This window comes from Dethiosulfatarculus sandiegensis (genome assembly GCF_000931935.2).
GTDB lineage: Bacteria > Desulfobacterota > Desulfarculia > Desulfarculales > Desulfarculaceae > Dethiosulfatarculus > Dethiosulfatarculus sandiegensis.
The window spans coordinates 1-18,744 of the sequence record NZ_AZAC01000067.1 but is presented as its reverse complement, the minus strand read 5'-3'; the positions used below and the strand labels follow the sequence as shown (position 1 = coordinate 18,744).

At 51.0% G+C, this 18,744-nt stretch carries 18 protein-coding genes and 1 pseudogene; 2 read left to right on the top strand and 17 right to left on the bottom strand.

What is annotated here, in order from left to right; translation table 11 throughout:
* Positions 1-57: 57 nt before the first annotated feature.
* The 10 genes from X474_RS22780 to dsrA all read right to left on the bottom strand — a co-directional run bounded on the left by X474_RS22780 (position 58) and on the right by dsrA (position 10,628).
* The gene (locus tag X474_RS22780) at positions 58-1,659 is read right to left on the bottom strand and encodes a hypothetical protein (protein WP_156360897.1); all 1,602 of its coding nucleotides are present in this window, start codon (positions 1,657-1,659) and stop codon (positions 58-60) included.
* Positions 1,660-1,903: 244 nt separating this feature from the next.
* Complete coding sequence (locus X474_RS22775; RefSeq protein WP_044352281.1) at positions 1,904-2,476, bottom strand: hypothetical protein; 573 nt, start codon at positions 2,474-2,476, stop codon at positions 1,904-1,906.
* A complete protein-coding gene (locus tag X474_RS22770) occupies positions 2,466-2,795 on the bottom strand; it encodes a hypothetical protein (RefSeq protein ID WP_044352280.1) in 330 nt (109 codons plus the stop codon). Before X474_RS22770 ends, X474_RS22775 begins: the two co-directional genes overlap by 11 nt.
* Positions 2,792-4,258, bottom strand: coding sequence for a (Fe-S)-binding protein (locus X474_RS22765; protein WP_044352279.1), 1,467 nt, complete (start codon positions 4,256-4,258; stop codon positions 2,792-2,794). Before X474_RS22765 ends, X474_RS22770 begins: the two co-directional genes overlap by 4 nt.
* Positions 4,258-4,926, bottom strand: a complete 669-nt coding sequence (locus tag X474_RS22760; protein WP_197282237.1) for a respiratory nitrate reductase subunit gamma — start codon at positions 4,924-4,926, stop codon at positions 4,258-4,260. Before X474_RS22760 ends, X474_RS22765 begins: the two co-directional genes overlap by 1 nt.
* 531 nt (positions 4,927-5,457) lie before the next feature.
* Positions 5,458-6,099: a tetratricopeptide repeat protein gene (locus X474_RS22755; protein ID WP_052515532.1), complete on the bottom strand. Its 642-nt coding sequence runs from the start codon at positions 6,097-6,099 to the stop codon at positions 5,458-5,460.
* A gap of 357 nt (positions 6,100-6,456) precedes the next feature.
* A complete protein-coding gene (locus tag X474_RS22750; protein ID WP_044352278.1) occupies positions 6,457-6,696 on the bottom strand; it encodes a dissimilatory sulfite reductase D family protein in 240 nt (79 codons plus the stop codon).
* Positions 6,697-6,766: 70 nt separating this feature from the next.
* Entirely contained in the window at positions 6,767-8,158 is a 1,392-nt protein-coding gene (locus X474_RS22745) for a cobyrinic acid a,c-diamide synthase CobB (protein ID WP_044352276.1), read from the bottom strand.
* Positions 8,159-8,256: 98 nt separating this feature from the next.
* Entirely contained in the window at positions 8,257-9,330 is a 1,074-nt protein-coding gene (gene dsrB, locus X474_RS22740; protein WP_044352274.1) for a dissimilatory-type sulfite reductase subunit beta, read from the bottom strand.
* Between the two features lie 26 nt (positions 9,331-9,356).
* Positions 9,357-10,628, bottom strand: a complete 1,272-nt coding sequence (dsrA, locus tag X474_RS22735; protein WP_044352273.1) for a dissimilatory-type sulfite reductase subunit alpha — start codon at positions 10,626-10,628, stop codon at positions 9,357-9,359.
* A gap of 575 nt (positions 10,629-11,203) precedes the next feature.
* Here dsrA and X474_RS22730 point away from each other — a divergent pair.
* A complete protein-coding gene (locus tag X474_RS22730) occupies positions 11,204-11,473 on the top strand; it encodes a hypothetical protein (protein WP_044352271.1) in 270 nt (89 codons plus the stop codon).
* A 428-nt stretch (positions 11,474-11,901) separates the two neighbouring features.
* Here the strand turns inward: X474_RS22730 and X474_RS22725 are convergent, their stop codons facing one another.
* The 3 genes from X474_RS22725 to X474_RS22715 all read right to left on the bottom strand — a co-directional run bounded on the left by X474_RS22725 (position 11,902) and on the right by X474_RS22715 (position 13,988).
* Positions 11,902-12,600: a lipid-binding SYLF domain-containing protein gene (locus tag X474_RS22725; RefSeq protein ID WP_044352270.1), complete on the bottom strand. Its 699-nt coding sequence runs from the start codon at positions 12,598-12,600 to the stop codon at positions 11,902-11,904.
* Positions 12,597-13,355, bottom strand: a complete 759-nt coding sequence (locus X474_RS22720; protein ID WP_044352269.1) for a tetratricopeptide repeat protein — start codon at positions 13,353-13,355, stop codon at positions 12,597-12,599. The genes X474_RS22725 and X474_RS22720 overlap by 4 nt, the downstream gene beginning before the upstream one ends.
* 228 nt (positions 13,356-13,583) lie before the next feature.
* Positions 13,584-13,988, bottom strand: coding sequence for a secondary thiamine-phosphate synthase enzyme YjbQ (locus X474_RS22715; protein WP_044352266.1), 405 nt, complete (start codon positions 13,986-13,988; stop codon positions 13,584-13,586).
* A gap of 358 nt (positions 13,989-14,346) precedes the next feature.
* On the opposite strand from X474_RS22715, the gene X474_RS22710 reads away from it, so the two are divergent.
* The gene (locus X474_RS22710) at positions 14,347-15,009 is read left to right on the top strand and encodes an MBL fold metallo-hydrolase (protein ID WP_044352265.1); all 663 of its coding nucleotides are present in this window, start codon (positions 14,347-14,349) and stop codon (positions 15,007-15,009) included.
* 136 nt (positions 15,010-15,145) lie between these two features.
* Here X474_RS22710 and X474_RS22705 read toward each other — a convergent pair whose 3' ends face one another.
* The 4 genes and pseudogenes from X474_RS22705 to X474_RS25845 all read right to left on the bottom strand — a co-directional run.
* On the bottom strand, positions 15,146-15,355 hold the full coding sequence (locus X474_RS22705; RefSeq protein ID WP_052515531.1) for a hypothetical protein: 210 nt from the start codon (positions 15,353-15,355) through the stop codon (positions 15,146-15,148).
* 138 nt (positions 15,356-15,493) lie between these two features.
* Positions 15,494-16,206 (bottom strand): annotated as a pseudogene (locus X474_RS26360) (linear amide C-N hydrolase).
* Positions 16,207-16,876: 670 nt separating this feature from the next.
* Positions 16,877-18,199, bottom strand: coding sequence for a (Fe-S)-binding protein (locus X474_RS27110; RefSeq protein ID WP_082464586.1), 1,323 nt, complete (start codon positions 18,197-18,199; stop codon positions 16,877-16,879).
* 421 nt (positions 18,200-18,620) lie between these two features.
* Positions 18,621-18,744, bottom strand: a 124-nt coding sequence (locus X474_RS25845; protein WP_492226171.1) for an iron-sulfur cluster-binding protein, incomplete at its 5' end; no start/stop codon positions are given.

The window sequence follows — 18,744 nt, the reverse complement described above, 5'->3', positions numbered from 1 at the left end:
TGCTAAAGATGTCCCACCCGAATAGACAATGAAACCGGGCCGGACTGTTTCAATACCTTATCTATAGGCTGCTTGCACTCCCAGCAAGAAAACTTTCTTGGCCTTGCCGGGGTCAATCAACGCCCACCCACGCCCCATATCGCCCAGTATTCGCACATTGTCAAGTGTTTGTTGATTTTTTGTGCAATTTATTTCCCAAAGAGCCATGTTAAGGGCACTGACAGCCTCCCTGTCCCTGCCCTGATGCCAAAGGATCCGCGCCAGGCGAATCAGCCCCTTAGCCCTGTTGAGCGGTTCATTTATTTTTTGGATCAACCCCACGGCCCTGGCCGGGCTTATAGCGGCCACAGAGGGAATCAACAGCAAAGCCGTCTCCGATTCCCCTAGATTCCCGGACTCCATCAAAACCTTTTCCGGCAGTCTTTCCTGACCGGCCTTTTGCAATTCATAACTTGATGCACCGGCCAGCCTTGCCAGGGTGCGCAGCCGCACCACCTGATCTCTGATGCGCCCGGCCATGGCTATGGCCCCGGCTAGGTCATTTCCAGCCATACTCAGGGCCAGGGCGGCCTCAGCCTCGGTCCTGACTAAAAATTCGCCCCTGGGCCAGGATTGCAAGACCTCGCTTGCAAACTTGGGATCAACTCCGGAAACAGCCCGCACAATCCTTCCCAGGGCCAGAGCTTTTTCCGGTTCGCCGCCCAGATAACCAACCTGATCCCAAGCCAGAAGCCAGGCGCGGCTCGCCTGAACCGCGTTAAGGACTTCAAGCCCCACCGCCGCCTGAAAAAACGCCTCAAATGCCGTACCGTCCCTGGAGCCCATGGCCATGGCCAGGGCCAACCCTTCATGGGGGTCTATCAAGGCCGCATCGGCGGCAACCCGCCCCTCAAGCCAAGCCCTAAGGCTTTTGTCGTTTATTTCTTTTGCCAAATCAAAGGCTCTGGTGCAAAGCTCCGTTCTTAGGCTCTTGTTCCACATGACGGCACTCTTTGCTATGCCGCTTAGAGCCTTTATCCTGGAAGCCGGATCTTCCATAGTCTGGGCCAGAACCAGGGCGCATCCCATCTCAAACCAGGAGTTGCCCGCACTCGCCACCAGCCGCATGGCCCGCACCTTGGCTGTTTTTTCCTTGATCAGGCGAATCAGCACCCAAGCCTTCCAGCGATTATGCCGGGCCAGTACAGCGGCCAACTCCACCAGTTCGGCATCTCTTTGCCTGACATCCGGATTTGTCAGACAGGTTCTCAAGGCAAAATCATAGGCTATAAGGGAAAATTCAGGTTGCAGAGCCTGGGCTGTCTGGCCGATCAAGCGAAAACGCCAGGCAGCCCTTGCCCTTGACTCCAGGCCTTGAAGCATTTTCTCCTGGTCCGCCCCAAGCCTCTTGGCAAAGAGTCTTCTCACATCTCCGACCAAGCTGACTGCCCTGGCTTTTTCCTGGCTGCATTCAAGCGAAAGGGCCTGTCTGGCCAGATCCAAAGCCAACCGGGGAAAGACCGGGGCCGCCTTCTTAGCCAGGTCGCATAAGGCCAAAATTTGATTTTGGGTTTTAATCTGGTCTGCTCTTAAGGCCCTGGCCGTGAACCAGGGAAATTTCCCTGACTGGATCTGCCCGCAACCCTGCGCCCGGGCGAAGGGTGCAAGGCTTGACAGCATCAAAAAAACAATAAGGAGGCCGGGCAATAAACAAAAGGGGAAATGATGCACACGGCGGTTGGAGCAATTTTTGTTTTCAACACCGGGAGTCTTATTTTTTGCAAATTTGAGAAAGGGGATAAACCAGCGCCCAAAATATCTCTCAGAAGCTTTTGATGGCCCACTGACAGGCTTTTTGCCACCCGGGCATACTTTCACCCATGCTCCGAAGAAACACTTATCAAAGGGACCAGAGCGCATCCCTCTAACCCTTTCGCGAAAGGTGCAGTTTACTGGCCAGAAAATACGCCCCTGCCAAGGCCAGCCCGCCAAGGGTGGTCCAGTTGAGTATACTTAAAAGGGATTCCTTTTTATCCTGCGCAACTATGGGGCGAAAGACCCTGTAATTAAGCTGTTTCTGCACCTTTCTAAAGGCTTTCCGGATCTCAGCCACCGACGAAACAGGTTTGGTTTGAGCCAATCTGTAAAGATCAGCCACCTGCCCCAACTCCCGTTTGAGCCTCTCCGCAGAACTCCAGTCCGACTTTTGTTCGAGGTTCACACTGATGGCCAGGATCCAAGCCTCCAGCTGAGCCATCTCCATCCAGGCAGCCTCAAGGCCCGGACACTGATTGGCATCCAGAGAAAAGGGCCCTGCATCCTTGCGCAGGCTGGATAAGGACATCTGCCAAAAACCGGCGTGGCAGGCCGCACAGCTTTCCTGTGACGCAGCCTGCAGGTCGGACGGATTAATCCCGATAAGTCCCAACACAGCTCCCAAGATCAGGAAGGCGTTCGCCCAAAACCGCCCTTTTTTTTGACTATGATCAAGGCTCATTTTTCATGCCGGCATTGTTCAGTTTTAGACGACTTCCCACATAGGCGTGGCAAGGAGTGCAGAATTTTTTTCCGCTGTGACACACAAGGCAATCTTTGGGTTTAAAAAAACTGGGCATGGGGTTCAGGTTGCCCTGCCCTTCACCCACCACTTTTGTATGCAAAACACGCCACTCATCCAAGGGGCTATGATAAACGGGGGCCGGAAAGACCGTCTTTTCCAGTACCAGGCCTTGGGAAGGCCCGGCCTGGGCCATGAGAACAGCCCAGCCGAGTATAAAAACACCCAAGGGGACCAGGCACCACTGAACCTTTTTCATACCTTGTCATCCCCTTTTTGGTCAGGCTCATTAGACATAAGGGCATTGCCAAACAGGGCCGCAACCCCCGACACATCCAGCTCCAGCCCGTATCTGGCCAGGATTTTCTTAAGAGCTGTTTTACATTGGGCACATCCCGTGGCCAGGCAATTCACCCCCACATTCCCACGCATTGATGCGATGACTTTCGCCAGGGGAAGCGAAGCGGAAACAATTTCCTCTGTCTGATCGGCAATCGCCCGGCATCCCCCCCCACAGCATAGAGTATTTTCACCGCTGTATTTAGCGGGCATTTCATAATAAAAATTGCAGCTGGCCCTCAGCAGTTCTCTGGGCTCCTGCAAAAGACCGGTGGATCTACCATATTGGCAGGGGTCGTGCAACGTTACGATTCTTTTATCGTTTGCTTCCCTGTTCAAATAGGAGTCAAAGGCCCCTCTTCGCCAAAGATGCCAGGCCCATTGGTAAAAATGCAACGGGCCCGGGGCCTTCAGGTAACCGCCTTCACTCCAGGATCCATGCATGGCAAGCATATAGTTTTTGGCAATTTGCCAGCCGTGACCACTCTCCCCCCAAATGATATAGCGCACCTTTAGTTCTCTGGCAGCTTCCAGTATGCGCTTATTAAGCCTGGCCATGGTCCGATAGTTCAGAAAATAGCCTGGATTATCCGCATCTGCCGCATGGGTGCTGGTGGTCCAGGAAACTCCGGCCGCGAAAAAGGCCTTGGCATATCCTGCAAAGGTCGTTTCGTGCTCTTTCAGATCAAGTGCTGAAGGTAAAAAAAGAATCTCCGCCCCATATTCGTCCACCGGGCATTTTATTTTCTGCGCGTGATCCTTTTCCAGTCTTTGCTCCAAAGAGGCATTAGTCCGGGTCCAATCCTCCGGGCTGATATTTTGGGCGTTGCCGTAGGTCATATAGGACTTGAGAGCCTTAACCAATGTCTGGGGTATCAACCCCAACTCGGTCAGAACCTCGCGGCAGGATCTGACAATCGCGGCAGGATCCAACCCCAGGGGGCAGTAAAGGGAACAACGCCTGCACAGGGCGCAACTGAAAAAACTGCTGTACCAGGCAGTGAGAGTCTGAACCGAAAGATTAAAACGGTTAAAATCAGATTTGCGAAAGGCTCCGCGGAAATTAAAATGCTCCCTGGTTAAAGCGGCGGCCAGCTCCATTCTTCCCAGGGGCGTCAGATTCTTGTTCGATCCACCCCGACTGTAAGGGCACTTATCAATACATGCCCCGCAACGCAGGCAGGTTTCCAGATAGAGTCCAAGATCCCGGTGGGTGTTAAGCAGTCTATGCCAGGCCAGCAAAAAAATTTTCTGCCAATCCTCCATTGACTCCATAACCAAACCACAGGCTTGCAGGTCTTCCCGCAAGGCCGGTGCGAAGGGAAGAGTTTCATTACTCAGACCAAGAATCGAAGGGAAAATTGAGGCCCTCGAGCCAGTCATCACCTAACCTTTCCGTTATGCTCTATTCTGCGCTCTGAGGAACCCAGCACCTTTTTGACACCTTGCCGGGACCACCTCTCTTTAAGGCGCTTTCGATAAGCAGCCAAACTTTCATACGCCTCCAATTGCTCAGCTGTTTCCTGTTCCTCTGTCACAGGGCGGGTCATTATTTCATGGCAGGGATTATCAAGCTGGCGAAGCCCCTGATCGGCCTTGGTGGTAAATCTCGGATTCAAAAACAGACAAAGAGCGTGCCCCAGCTTACCAAAGGGAAACCACGCTATCACCACTAAGCCAAGCAAAAAATGCAAGGGGAACATTCCCCCTGGCCACGCATGAGCCATATCTTTGAACTGGAAAAAATTTAAAGCGGTAACCTTCACTGCAACCAAATCTGTGGGAAAAGCCAGTTTGGTCATGATTCCAGTAACAGCAGTCGCTAGCAGGAGATACAGAGGAAAATAATTCGAAAAACCGGAAAACCGGAAAAGACCGGGGCTCCAAAAACGTCTGACCAGCCGCAGTCCCAGTAAAACAGGCAGAAAATATCCTGCCCAAAGTCCCCACTGATTTAACCAAAACACCCACTCAGGCACAGGATTCAAAACGAGCCTTAAATGGCGTATAAAAACCAAAAGCAAGGCAACATGCAGGGCAATGGCTTGCAAATGGGCCAAGGCCCCCAGCAAAGAAGGACGATGAGGCAATAGCAAGGTTTTGACCAGCCCCCTTAATCCACCTGGTTTTATCTTGGCATTTTGAAAGAAAGGCTCCGGCAGGCATAACGGCAACTCCGCCCATCTCTTAAGCCTCAGGCAAGTGCCCAGGAAAAGAAACAGAAGAGCCAACCAGGGTAAAAATTTAAAAAATATGACCTTCAAGAAGACCACACAGCCGAGAAACAGATTTTAACCCGCAAGAAAGCCCCTGGTAAGAATTATGGTTACTGAGCATCTGAAAAAACCTGGGACTCAACTAAAGACAGAGTAGGACTCCGCCGAAACTAAACTGACCTGCCTTGCAACCGGCTTTTACGGCAAGATCCCGGCTAAGTGCTGTAAAGCCTAAGTTTCAAGCAAATTGCAGATCAGTGAGCTGGCTTTTCCTTAGAAACGTCCGGCAGGGGGTATCCCATGCCGCAAGGGCATGCACCCCCCCGCCGGTTTTCCCTAAGCCCGCAATTATTCAGCTGAGTCCGGCTATATTTCCAACCGCTCCAGCAGTTCGTCATGCACCTTGTAACCCAGCTCCATTGCCTTTTGGGCATGTTCTTTAGCCTGGTCGGGTTTTCCCAGGTCCAAAAGGGCCACTGCCATGTTGTTATGGGCCATGGCAAAATCAGGCCTTAAATCCAGGGCCTTTTGGCTGGCTTCAAGGGACTCTTCCAATCGGTCTGTCTGCAAAAGAATTGAACCCAGGTTGGTCCAGGCATCGGGCATCTCGGAATGGATCTTAAGCGCCCTGCGCAATTCTTTTTCCGCCTCTTCCAGTCTTCCTATCTGTTGATAGGCCACTGCCATATTTGCCCTGACCAAGGGGACGTCCCAAACAGCAAGGGCCGAGGTGAAAATCTTGAGAGCTTCTTCAGGCCTCCCTTGAGCCAAATGGATGGCACCCACGTTTATCATACTTTCCAAATGCTTGGGCGACTGGGAAAGAACAATGCCGAATTGCTCCAGAGCAGCATCGGGATGCCCGTCATGCATAAGGGCTACGCCCAGGTTGTAACGTACATGCCAGGCGCCGGGTTCTGCGGCCACGTATTGGCTCAGGCGGTCTATAAGGCCTTCCCGATGAAAATCATCTTCGGGGATGCCGGTCTCGTTTTGAATTTTCTTCATAAAATTGGTCTTCCGATGGCCTTTTAAGGTTTTTTATGTAAAACCCATTAATCGGGCCCTGGAGGGTGAACCATAAGAGCCTTGTGTCTCTTTTGGCAACCCGTACGTGGCTACCGCCCAAAGATATGGTGGTATTCGTATGATCGGCGAAAAGATAAGCCGACCGATCATTTCGACATTCTTTGGGCGTTATATTCGCCTGGGCCTATCCTTTGGATGCGGCAACCCAAACGGCATCGCCGGAGCGCCCCAAGCAAGCCTGTACTAGAGGAAAATCCCCGCCGCCAATTACCACCTTTTCAGGCTTACTGACGGGGGGACTCGCTTTTTTTCTCACCATGTGAGCCCGGACTGTGGCTAGTCCTCACCCTCGGGGTGCTTGCCGCCAGGCAGGGCAAAATAGGTGGTGGAACCACTTGACCAGTACTCCAGAACGCCGGAGTTGATCATGGCGCTGGTTGCCTTTTTCAAAGGCCTTTTCTCTACGGAATCGTCCAGCTTTTTGACCTCTTTGAGGAGGTCCTTCATCATCATCCGTTTTTTCTTTTTCTCCATCACCTGCAAAACCAAGGCTTGCATTTGTTCCATATCAGCCATTAGCAGTCCCTCCTTAACTTGATGCACTTTTCACAATCAAATAGCACCATATCTCTCGTGACTTCAAGTGTCAAGCACCTTGTGACCTCTTGGCCGCCGCGACCAAAGAGCCTGCCCAACACTTAAGTCCGAGAGCATGTACATGATGATAAGTGCCTAGAACATTTTTATAAACGAGTCCACCTTTACCGGCGAAAACACCTTTTCCCCGCTCCACCTTGTAGGCAAAATTCAACTCGGTCATGGGTTTGGCCAAGGGCTTGCTGTAGTGGAATTCATGGGCCTTAAATCTAAGCCCCTGAGGAAAGAAGGGATTTTCACCGATCACCTGGCATACTGAGTAACCGTGCCCCACCGGTTTTTTCCGCATGTGAAAGTCAATGGGAAAAACACCTGCCATGGGATAGTACTTATCATCAATAACCAGGTTGTCGCCCAGATACATCAACCCGCCGCATTCCGCATAAATCGGCAACCCCTTATCGGCCATTGCCTTTACTTGTTTACGCAATTCTTTATTACGACTTAAACGTTCGGCATGCGTTTCAGGAAAGCCGCCTCCAATATACAAAGCGTCCATCTCGGGAAGGCTGTGGTCTTCAAGGGCGGAAATAAAAACCAGCCTGGCTCCGTGGCTTTCAAGGGCGGCCAGATTATCCTGGTAATAAAAGCCAAAGGCGGAATCTTTGATCACACCAATAACCGGGGCATGCTTCTTTTGGTTTTCCACAGGGCTCAATCCCTCGGGCGGATCCCAGTGGTCCCAAGACGAAGCCGCCTGCATCACCTCCCACAGCTTATCCACATCTACATAGCCTGCCACCTGACGCCCGATTTGGCGCAGACTTTCAGCCATGGCTGAGTGTTCCTGGGGAGGGACCAGACCCATATGCCGCTCCGGCATATGAAACTCCAAGCGGGGGACAGCGCCCAGGACAGGAACTTGGGTGGTTAGTTCGATGGCCTCGGTCACCACCTTTTCCTGCCGCTTAGTGCCCACGGGATTTAAGATTACGCCTGCAAGATTTAAATCAGGGTCAAAGGTCTTGCACCCCAGGACAATGGCGGCAACCGTCCGGCTCGCCATGGTGCAGTCTATGGCCAGCACCAATGGAGCCTTAAGAGTCTTGGCCAGCTCTGAAGTGGAAAAACTGCCCTTTACATCTTTTCCGTCAAAAAGGCCTCGATTGCCTTCTATGACAGCGGCGTCTTTATTAAGGGAGTGATAGCCGAAAGACGAGAGAATCTGATCGCGGGTCATCAGATAAGGGTCTAGATTGTGGCACTGGGTCTGGGCAGCCTCAGTATGCCACAGCGGATCGATATAGTCCGGTCCCTTTTTGAATGGGGCCACCCGGACTCCACGGTCGCGTAGGGCTTGGATAAGCCCCAGGGTTAGGGTGGTCTTGCCCGATCCACCGCGCAGGGCGGCCATGACCACCCGCGGTAAGTTCTGGGCCATATGTCGTTCCTTGAAGACGTTACCCGGAACCAGCAAGGGTTCCGGGTAACGTTATGTACTTCAAAGCGCAGCCGTAAACGGCGCGCCAACCCAGTTTATTAGAACTTGAACTGGGTGCTGTTGCGCCAGGTTGTGACGGCCAGACGATAATCGTCGATGTGGTGCTCAGTAAACTCGAGCTCGGTTACCTCGAAGAAACGCTCCCAACCAATGCGGTTGATCCACTCGCCCATACGCTCATAGCGATTGGCTCCGTTGGCATAAGCCTCCAGGATGGTGCGAATGGTCTTCACAGTGGTGTCCCAACGAGGGGGCTCGTTGGGAATATAGGGCACGGCCAGCTTGGAGAACATGGGCATGGTTCTGCTGTTGGAAACCTTGCCGCCCACCCACAGGGCAATACCGTCACCTTCGGCATCGGCCAAAGGCATGGAGGGGCACATGGTGTAGCAGTTACCACAGAACATGCAGCGTTCCGCGTTCACCTGCACGGACTTGTAATCATCCACCTTGGCCGGCTTAATGGCCGCGGTGGGGCAAGACGCGATGGCGGTGGGGATTTCGCAGATTTTGTCCAAGTGGGAGTGCTCGATAACCGGGGGTTTCCTGTGCACGCCGAGGATAGCGATATCAGAGCAGTGCACGGCTCCGCACATGTTCAGGCAGCAGGCCAGAGAAATGCGGACCTGGGCCGGGAGCTTGTGGGAGTTCCAGTACTCGAACAGATCGTCCATCACAGCCTTGACCGGGCCGGAGGCGTCGATCGCCGGGGTGTGGCAATGCACCCAACCCTGGGTGTGGACAATGTTGGTCACGCAGGCGCCGGTGCCGCCCTTGGGTAGGTTGCCATTGTCGTCCAAAGCTTTTTTCAAAGCTTCCAGCTTCTCGGTATCGGTCACCATGAACTCAATGTTGTTCCTGGTGGTGAAACGGAAGCAACCGTCGCAGTACTGGTCGGCGATCTTGCAGATGTCTTCCAGATGCAGGGTGGTCATCAGCCTGGTGCCGCCGCAACGCACGGTGAAGAGCTCAAAGCCGTCTTCGGTTACGTGCTTCAGTACGCCGGGTTCCAGAATCTCATGATATTTCCACTTGCCGTAGTTGTCCTTGATGTACTGGGGCCACATCTCGTCATACTTCGGCGGTCCAATATCGGTAATTCTGTCTGCCATTTTATATGTTCCTCCTTAAGAACGAACTACCGAGCGTGGCGCTTGCGGTATTCTTTGATGTCACGCTCGAAACCGCCAGGAACCTCATCTTCTTGGTAGAAGATATAGGGGTTGTACCTGGGTTCCTTGACCATGCGAGGATCAGGCTCCAACTCAACGGCCTTCAGGAATTCCTGCAGGCCTTTGCGCTGAATCAGCTCACCAATACGCTCACGGTTTTTGCCGTTCTCATCCCACCAATCCCACATCTTCTCGACAAAGTCTTTGAACTCTTCGTAGGGAGCTTCCATGGGAATGAAGGGAATGATCAACGAGCTCATCTGGGCGCCTTCCAGGATGGGCGCCTTGGCGCCGACCAGGATGGATGCGCCGGTCTCGGTGCCGGGCCTGAGGGCCTGGGGCATCAAGTTGATGCAGTGCATGCAGCGTGTACATTCCTTGTTGTCGATGTACAGCTTTTTACCGTCATAGGACATGCAACGGGTGGGGCACAGGTCGCAGACATCAGCCTGGATATCAAGCTTGGTGTCGGGGCCATGGGCTCCGCCATTGGCGCAAATTTCGCCTGCGGCGTAGGCAGCCACGGCTTCCTGGTCGATGCGGATGTCATCTTTCCAGGTACCGATAATGGAGCAGTCGGAGCGGGCGATGGAGGCCACGCAACCATTGGGGCAGCCGTCCACCTTGAATTTGAACTTGTACGGCCAGGCAGGACGGTGCATTTCGTCCTGGAATTCCATGGTCAGGTCGTAGCAGATATCCTGAGTGTCGATGCAGGCCCATTCGCAACGGGCTTTACCGACGCAGCAGGCAGGTGTGCGCAGGGCCGAACCGGAACCACCCAAGTCCCAGCCTTTTGCAGTCAGCTCGGCAAAGATGGGTTCCAACTCCTCGGTAAAGGCACCGAGTAAAACCATATCGCCTGTGGAGCCGTGCATGTTAAGCATACCCGAGCCACGGCGCTCCCAGATATCCATAACCTCGCGCAGACGCTCGGTTTTGTAAAATTTGGACGCGGGCTGGTTGACGCGGAGCGTATGGAAGTGCTCAACGCCGGGAAAAAGATCGGGAACATCGGAATAACGGCCGATAACGCCTCCGCCGTAGCCCAACACGCCCACAATACCGCCATGTTTCCAGTGGCCCTCTTTGTCCTTATAGGACAGCTCAAGCTGGCCCAAAAGATCCGCACAAGCGTCTTTACCGGCTTCAGCCAAACGCTTAATGTCGGTTACGAAGCTTGGCCACGGCCCTTTTTCCAGCTCATCGAGCATCGGAGTTGGGTGCATTTTTGCCATTAGCTGCTTCCTCCGGTATGGATTGCTAAATTGTTGATTACCCTAAATATCGCAGTACCGCTTCCATAGGGGCGACCAATGGATTCGGATTTGCTCTTTTAGCCTTCAAACCAGGATGCTCCACCCGTAAGACGTGGTTCACATCTCCAGCAATTCCCAGTTTTCAGGTCTATTACATGATTGTATGGGTTATTAGTTCCTGTCCTCACAATGTCCGAATCTATAAAAACCGCAAAAGCATGTCAACCAAAAAACAACCTCACAGGCGCTTTAGGCGTAAAACACCTACAGCCTGTTGGTTTTTTGGTCCCAGCTCAAACTTAATCCCCCGATTTGCCGTAAGGTTTCATCAACTTTACAATCAGGTTAAAGTTGGCTGAAGCCTAAAAATCCCAGAGTAATAAGATTAAAACGGGTTCTAATCGTTTTATTTTTCCGTAACTTCACGATCCGCGGTAAATGGACTCGGTGAACAGACATTACCATCAATGTACTATCTTGTCCCGAAGCTTTCGACAAGATACTATTTGCAGCGCATAGTTATCAGAATTTTTATTTGGACAGCGAGGCCGCCCATGATCCGAACCGACGATTCGGTTATACCTGAACGGTTTGACAACCTGTGGAAAATGATTAAAGCCCACGGTGCAGAGCAGTGGCTTGAAGACAAGGGAGTTGGCCCTGATCTCGAGGGGCTCACCTATCTTTGCCGATTCGCCTTTTTCACCGGACTGATCTCCAAAGGCGAGGTTGCCAGGCAGCTTGAGCTGACCGGCCCTGAAAGGAAAAAGCTGATCAAAACCTGGTATGACATCCACCGGGAAAAGGGCTGTGGAGCCTGTTGAGAAATCAAAGCCCCACTGTCACCAATTTTAAAATCCTTTTCACTGACGGATTTTCCACAAGAGGCAACCGAAATCAGGATTCGAGGGCGCCTACAAATTCCGGCTTTTTGAAAAGGGAAAACCCGCGCCTTTTAAAATAGGGGCTTCAGATAACACCAACCGGAGACAACAGTGGCTTTGGCGTTGCCCCCGGCTTCCAGGCAAGGCCCTCTCGGGCTTTGAAGAGGCCTTCCTGCCCAAAATTTGAGCCCTGCCAACCGTAAGGGATTACACGCCTGAATCAAGCCGTGCAGTTCAGCGGACCGCCATTTTGAAGTTTAAAAACTTCTTTTCTGGTTGATAACATTATTAGGGCCCTGAAACACAAAACGTCCGGAGGTGTTTTCAGGACCCGTTTTTCTGCTATTTGTCAACAGACATTTTCGCCGTTATTTGCTGTACCTGGCCAAAACCTCCATAAGATGCCTGGCCGCCTCCGGGGCCACGACCTTACCGCCTTGCAGGATTTCCTTACTGGTGGCGTCTTTACCGTAGTAGGACTTATTAGTGTCTTCATCAACTTCCAGCCCGGCCGCTCCCACTGTGGCTCCGGCAAAGGCCCCCTGGGCCCTGGAATAGGAATACACATCAGCCGAAAGACTGGCGGCCGATAGCGAAGCCTCTGCAGTGCGTCCCACCGGACCGGCGGCCACAGAAGCATCCACCCCAAACTTGACCTGATTTTTAAGAACCCCTTCCAGACCCCTTTCCCTCATGACAAACATAAAGAGATCCATGGATTCAGCGCCGATCTGGAAGCCCACATTGGCTCCGGCGATTACCATGAAAGAAGGTTCACTCCAAGAGCCGTCGGCCTTGCGCACGCAGACCACGCCGTGTCCATATTTACCGCCCACCACAAAGCCGGCTTTAACCATATTGGGTATCAAAATCACCGCCTTGGCCCTTTTAAGCATCCAGTGCGGAGCACCGGAATCAGGCGAAGTCATGAATTTTTCAACCAGTATCGCGGCCTCTTTGACTTTCAGCTCCGCCTCGAACTTATCCAGTGCCATGGCATGCCCAGCAAACCCCAACACCAAAGCGGCCAGAATGAAAACTCCGATCCGTTTGCCAATTTGTCTCATTTTCCTCTCTCTTCCTTGGTATCTTGGTCGTTTTGCGCCAGGCAACCTAGCCTTCGCATTTCCTCTTCCACTTGAGAGGCCCTGTTCATCTGACCCAGACTCAAAAATACATCCCTGGCCTGGATCAAAATTTCCGCAGCCTCAGTTTTTCTATCCTGCTCCGCCTGACATGTGCCCAGTCCCACCAGGGCCAGGGCAACCCTCTGGGGGTCGTTCATCTCATGGGCCAGCTTCCCCAGTTCCCTGTAGGCGTCTTCCGCTCTATCCAATTGACCCATAGCTCTATACAGCGGAGCCAGCCTTTGAATCAAAAACAGCCGCCCCACCACGTCGTTTCCTTTTTCAGCTATTTTCAGGGCCTTGATAAGGCACTCTTTTGCCTGATCATATCTACCCGCCTTGCTCAGGGTTTCACACAGCCTTTCAAAGGCGCCCAGGCAGCCGGGTACATCGTTTTCCTGCTCAAATACAATCAGGGCTTCTCTTAAAAGTTCTTCGGCCCTTAGCCAATTACCCCTTAGCCAGGCAACATCCGCCAGGCGCAGGCAAACCTGGGCCCTTCCCGTATCGTTCTCCAACTTTTTACAAAGGTAATAAGCCTCATCCAGAGCCTCAAAGGCCAGGTCGTCCTTGCCCCTTTCCAGATAAGCCACCCCAACCTTCAAGAGGGCATTTGCCACTCCTTCATCTATATCTTCATGACGCATGTCCTCCAGGGTGCAGAGGGCATCTTCCAAATCAATCTTTACTCCCAAAATCAGTCTCCTTATTCATATCCACTTGAATCGACAGGCCAAGGGGGAAACAGCGACATAGCCATAAACAGTCTGTAAAGCTTGCCAAAAATCTCAGCCCGACACGGCCGGGCGACTATGAAAGCCCATCGCCCGACCTGCGCACCCATCGACCTTTTTCACTCCCTTGTCAAATCCTCTTCTCAAATCTACGAGCGTTGCGCAAATTAAATCCGGCTCTTTATTTACTCAATCATTCACACCGGCAAGAACATCAACCACAAAATTCCTGGTCCTGGGACCGTCGAATTCCAGGAAAAAAATCCCCTGCCAAGTCCCGAGATTCAGCCTGGTGTCAACCACCGGAACCCTCACGCTGCTGCCGGTTAAAACCGATTTTATATGAGCTGCAGAATTGCCTTCCGCGTGTGTATAAGGGCCGTCCCAGGGGACCATCCGCTCCAGTCCGGCCAAAAGGTCCTCCATTACCGAGGGATCTGCCGCTTCATTCACACACAACCCGGCTGTGGTGTGCTTGACAAAAACCTGGCACCAGCCGTTTTGTATTCCGTTTTTCCTTACACATTCACTTACCTGGGAAGTGATATCAAGCGCTTGGCTGTGACGCCCCGTCTTGATTGTGATGGTCTGCATAAATACTGTCCCTTTTTTTCTAATTTAAACGCAAAGTCTTTGATTAAAGTCTTATTCGGCAGGTTGGATAAATAGATATCAGAAATCACACCTTTTGGGCCAACACATTTTAAGCACAAGTGTTTTTCACAGGCCAATTCGACAAATAAAACAGATAATTAAACTAGTCAATAAGTGCGAATTTCAACCGGATGCGGATTCCATTAATGACTTACAATAAAATCACATTTAAATTAGATAGTTATCATACTTACATCAAATTAACCAACCCCAAAAGGACAAACTCTGCCTTAAATTGACAATTTACAAACTTACGTGCAAACTCAAATCAGTCATCTTCTCAAACATAGGAGAAATCATGAAGCTCATCGGCGATATTCATGCCTATCCCTGGACTCAGATGATCGCCAACAACTGCAACACCTATGCTGTGGCAGGTCCGCCCACCCTTTTGATTGATCCGGGCCACGCGAACTTTTACTATCATGTTGAAAAAGGCCTTAAAGAAGACAAGTTACCCGAGACCCCGGAAATTGTATTTTTAACCCATTGCCACCCGGACCACTTTGAGGCGGCTGAGCAACTGCAAAAAAAAGGCTCCCGCCTGGCCATGCACTCCCTGGAAGTTGAATACATGCAAGGTCAGGGGCGCAGCCTGGCCCGCTCCCTGGGTATGAATTTTCCCGAACTTAAAATAGATATCATCTTGGAGGAAGGCCCTTTTCAGCTGGGCAATGAAGAATGGGAAGTTTTTCTCACACCAGGCCACAGCCCTGGACATGTATGTCTTTATAACAACACCCAAAAGGTCCTTTTTGCCGGAGACCTCATCTTTGCCCAAGGCGTAGGCCGGGTTGATTTTCCCGGCGGGAGCGGTGAGGAGCTGAAAAAATCCATTGAACGAATGGCTAAGCTTGACCTTGAGTGGGTCTTGCCCGGACACGGGCCGATCATAAAAGGTGCCGAATCCATTAGAAAAAACTTTGAAATCATTGCTTCCATGTACTTTGGTTTAATCTGAGTCAGGCGCGTCGGGCCGGGTGAAAAACCGGCCGAATTGGGGCGACAGGATAAGGCTTAAGCTTATGCCTGGTGACGCTGGGCAAAGACCCAAAAGGTATTTACAGCAAAAAGCTGCCGAAGAGGTCGAAACAACATTAGTAGTGATCACAAACCGGTTTTGTAACTGATATTTCCGGACCATCTGCGCCCTGACTGGTCATTTTCGGACCAGGCCGGGGCGTTTCCCGCAATATCCGCTGTGGCAGGGTCCTTAAGCGACCGGTGACTTCCTCGATATCCTGAGTGCGTTTTTCATCCAGGGTAAAACCGCGCAGGGGACCCCGGCCAAAATCATTTTTTCTCATGTCAAGCTTCCTTATTCTGCGATTGAACATGGTGTGATAGTAAAGGAGCAGGTTTTTGGTGTCTGTGGCAATGGTCCATTGGGTGCCTGAAGGAAGGGCGACCTTGCTCCCTGTTTCAAATCCTTCACCCTGTTTGACTCACTCGTTGAAATTATCCAGGATGCGAAACAACTCCTGAACCGTATCCAGGCCGCCCTTGGTTGGGCGCGAAGTCCGGGCAACCACTGCCCGCACAAAACGGGAAGGAGAGGTAAAATCGCCGGGCAACCCCAAAAAACCGGAACCGGCCGCCAAAGGAGTTATCTCAAGCTCGCCCCATTTTTTATTTTTAAAGGGCTCACCGGATAAAAAACCATAATTCCTCAGGGTTGTAAGGTGCCAGTCAAAAGTGGGATTATTGGTGATAACCCCCAATGGTCTATGAAAAAATTTAGGCCTTCCAACTTTGAACTCAATGAGCATGGTTTTACCACCGGGCTCGGTAAGCATGATATGCACCGGTACGGGGATGCCGAAAGCAGGTTCAACCACAGGATCGACCTTAATTTTGGCAGGGTCCTTTTTAACTTCATCCAGGGTTTAAAAATTGAAAGTAAATAATGTAAGAGATCATTGAGGGAGATGCTCGTAGCCTCCCGGCCCGGGATATGCTTGCCATAATCGGCAAATCCTGCATGATAAAATATTCCGGCAGAGAGGTCTTTTTCATTCATACCGTCGGCCACAGCCTTATCCAGAACCTGAATAGCGGCAAATCCGTACCTGCCCTGCCAGGAAATTCCCTTTTCATTGTTTGAAAGGTCTGATTGAAAAACAGTCCCCCGGGAGATAACCACAGCCTTTGAGCACATGTCGAATTTTTCCCACTCCATGGTTCGGCCCGCACAACAGTGCCGTCTGAACCTTTAGGCGCCAGGCCGGTGCAGGCAAGGAGTTGTCCGCCGCTAAATAAAAGCAAAAAAGATAAACCTAAAAAGCCGATGATTATCCTTTTTATTTTTCCAGAAAATATCAGTGTCTACTCGGCATAACCAATACAGAATAATAGAAATATTAAAACTCATTAATAAAGCAAATCCGTTTTAATTTAATTCTATACTATAGTATATTATTCACAAAAATAGCATAACTCAAAATTAAAAATATCCATTACTTTACTTTACAGTTTACTCCCAAATTGTATTATTTACTATCTCACTCCAACACAATTTTCTCATACTAAAACAATTAACCCAATAAACAAAACTGGTTATTTTAGTGTTTTTTTAGGGTGACTAATCTTCCACGATTTACGAACAGGTAAAATTATCGCATTGGTTTTACTACAACCCACTCAGGTAATTAACTTGTATTAGAAAATAAAGGCGGGGCTATTTCTTAAGCAAGTTGTGAGATTTTGTTTTTTTGCCACTTGGAATTAAATATTAATCAGGATGTTACGTTAATATAAAAAGGGGATTCCGCCTTTCGAGGCGAAATCCCCTTTTAGAGAACTTTTAAAGCAGGAAATAAGATTAAATCTTATTCCTCGTCCTCATTCTCCTGCAACCACTCCAGGCCCACATCAGCCAGATCCGGCCCCAGGTATTCCCGTTCATTCTCACCGAGCATACCCATGGAAAGGGCGATGAGGGTCCACAGGTGAACCGTGTGGTATCCCGCTTCGTAGTGATCTGAAAGATCATGAATCTGAGCGTGACAGTTGTGACAAGGAGCGATGCAATAATCAGCTTTGGTTTCCAAAATCTGGTCTAATTTTTTTCTACCGAACTCGCGGCGTTCATCGGCATAACCAGATTGGAGGAAGCCACCGCCACCGCCACAGCAGAAGTTGTTGGAGCGGTTGGGATGCATGTCTATGAAATTTTCTTCACCGACCACAGACTTGACAACAAAACGCAGGTCTTCGGCCACAGGATCACCCAAGGATTTCCTTACCAACTGGCAGGGATCCTGCACCGTAAACTTAATTTTTAAATCTTTGTTCCAGTCGGAGCTGACTTTGAGTTTGCCCTCTCTTATCCATTGGGCATAGTATTCGATGATGCTTTTGACTTCGAAGTTAGGCTTGATATTGTACTTTTGCAGTCCGGCCCGGACTGCGAAAAACTCGTGGCCTCATTCCGTGTTGAGCCAGACTTTACAGCCTAGATCCTCCACAGCCTTTACCTTGACCTCGGTGATGTGCTTCCAGGCATCATCATCGGCAAGGAACATGCAATAGTTTTCCGCCGCCCATCCGGCGGTGCCGTAGGTCCAGTCTGCACCGACTTTGTGCAGAATCTTCCACAAAGGCACCATCTCGTCAGGCTCGGTCACCGGTTCACGAGAGTTCTGGTTAAGGAAAAAATAGGCCCCCTGTTTATCAACAGGAGCTTCTAAATCCTCAAAACCCGGCTGGGTCTCGCGGACCTCTTCCAGAACGTCTTCAACCACGAACTTAAAGTCCTCAGGTGAAGCTCCCATGGCGCTGCACGCATCGCTGCGCAGGGCAAAATCACAGGAGCCCAGAATACCCTTGGGGCGCTCTTCCCTGGGCCAGGTCTGCCTGGCCAGGAAAACAAGCTGCGGGATATTGACGTTCATGGGACAGGCGTGGATACAGCGTTGACACATGCTGCACATCCAGACCCACGGCGAGGAAGTGGCTTCCTCATCCAATCCCAAGGCCAACATCCGCACGAATTTCCTGGGGTCCATGTCGTGCAGGCCGGTAGCCGGGCAACCGCCGGAGCAGGTTCCACAAGTGAAACACATGCTCAGGTTGTTGTCTGGCAAAACCTCGTTTACTTTCTTCCTAAACTCCCCGAGTTCGGATTTCAGGGTGATTGCTTCTTCTGCCATAGGCAACTCCTCCCTGGATTCTGGCACTGTATCTCAAGAGTCTTGAACAGCCAGTGGTTATCTCGGCCTTTGGTGTCGAAGAGTAAGAAACGCTGGCGCTATCATAGGGTATACCCCCTATCTTACTCGACTTTCCAGTAATGCCCTCATAATTACTTTGTAGCACGAGACCCCCAAAAAAAGCACCAAAAAACGCTCTTATAAACAGGGTTTTTTAGGGACAAACCCGAGCCCGAAAACTCGGTAAAAGCCTCGTCCTACTAGTCTTTATTTACCTTCTCGACGCTTATCGAGCAAACCCATTATCAAAATTCAACTCGTAAGGTTTTCACCTGCGCCGATCCGCACAGGACGGATCGGCGTTTATAAACTAGTCGCCAGGGGTCTACTCAGGCAAAGACAGGTCTCAAGGTTCTGTAGCCTAGTATTCCACCGGCATTTTTTCCAATTGGGCTTTTGTGAAGACCGGTCCGTCCTTGCAGACATACTCCGGCCCTACATTGCACCGCCCACAGATACCGATGCCGCATTTCATGCGGTTTTCC

Excerpts from the sequence above, each read along its gene's own strand:
- dsrB (WP_044352274.1), bottom strand. The coding sequence starts at position 9,330 with ATGGCAGACAGAATTACCGATATTGGACCGCCGAAGTATGACGAGATG.
- X474_RS22775 (WP_044352281.1), bottom strand. The coding sequence starts at position 2,476 with ATGAGCCTTGATCATAGTCAAAAAAAAGGGCGGTTTTGGGCGAACGCC.
- X474_RS22715 (WP_044352266.1), bottom strand. The coding sequence starts at position 13,988 with ATGCAGACCATCACAATCAAGACGGGGCGTCACAGCCAAGCGCTTGAT.
- X474_RS22780 (WP_156360897.1), bottom strand. The coding sequence starts at position 1,659 with ATGCTGTCAAGCCTTGCACCCTTCGCCCGGGCGCAGGGTTGCGGGCAG.
- X474_RS22745 (WP_044352276.1), bottom strand. The coding sequence starts at position 8,158 with ATGGCCCAGAACTTACCGCGGGTGGTCATGGCCGCCCTGCGCGGTGGA.
- dsrA (WP_044352273.1), bottom strand. The coding sequence starts at position 10,628 with ATGGCAAAAATGCACCCAACTCCGATGCTCGATGAGCTGGAAAAAGGG.
- X474_RS22765 (WP_044352279.1), bottom strand. The coding sequence starts at position 4,258 with ATGACTGGCTCGAGGGCCTCAATTTTCCCTTCGATTCTTGGTCTGAGT.
- X474_RS22705 (WP_052515531.1), bottom strand. The coding sequence starts at position 15,355 with ATGAGAAAAAATGATTTTGGCCGGGGTCCCCTGCGCGGTTTTACCCTG.
- X474_RS22770 (WP_044352280.1), bottom strand. The coding sequence starts at position 2,795 with ATGAAAAAGGTTCAGTGGTGCCTGGTCCCCTTGGGTGTTTTTATACTC.
- X474_RS22710 (WP_044352265.1), top strand. The coding sequence starts at position 14,347 with ATGAAGCTCATCGGCGATATTCATGCCTATCCCTGGACTCAGATGATC.
- X474_RS22725 (WP_044352270.1), bottom strand. The coding sequence starts at position 12,600 with ATGAGACAAATTGGCAAACGGATCGGAGTTTTCATTCTGGCCGCTTTG.
- X474_RS22750 (WP_044352278.1), bottom strand. The coding sequence starts at position 6,696 with ATGGCTGATATGGAACAAATGCAAGCCTTGGTTTTGCAGGTGATGGAG.
- X474_RS22730 (WP_044352271.1), top strand. The coding sequence starts at position 11,204 with ATGATCCGAACCGACGATTCGGTTATACCTGAACGGTTTGACAACCTG.
- X474_RS22755 (WP_052515532.1), bottom strand. The coding sequence starts at position 6,099 with ATGAAGAAAATTCAAAACGAGACCGGCATCCCCGAAGATGATTTTCAT.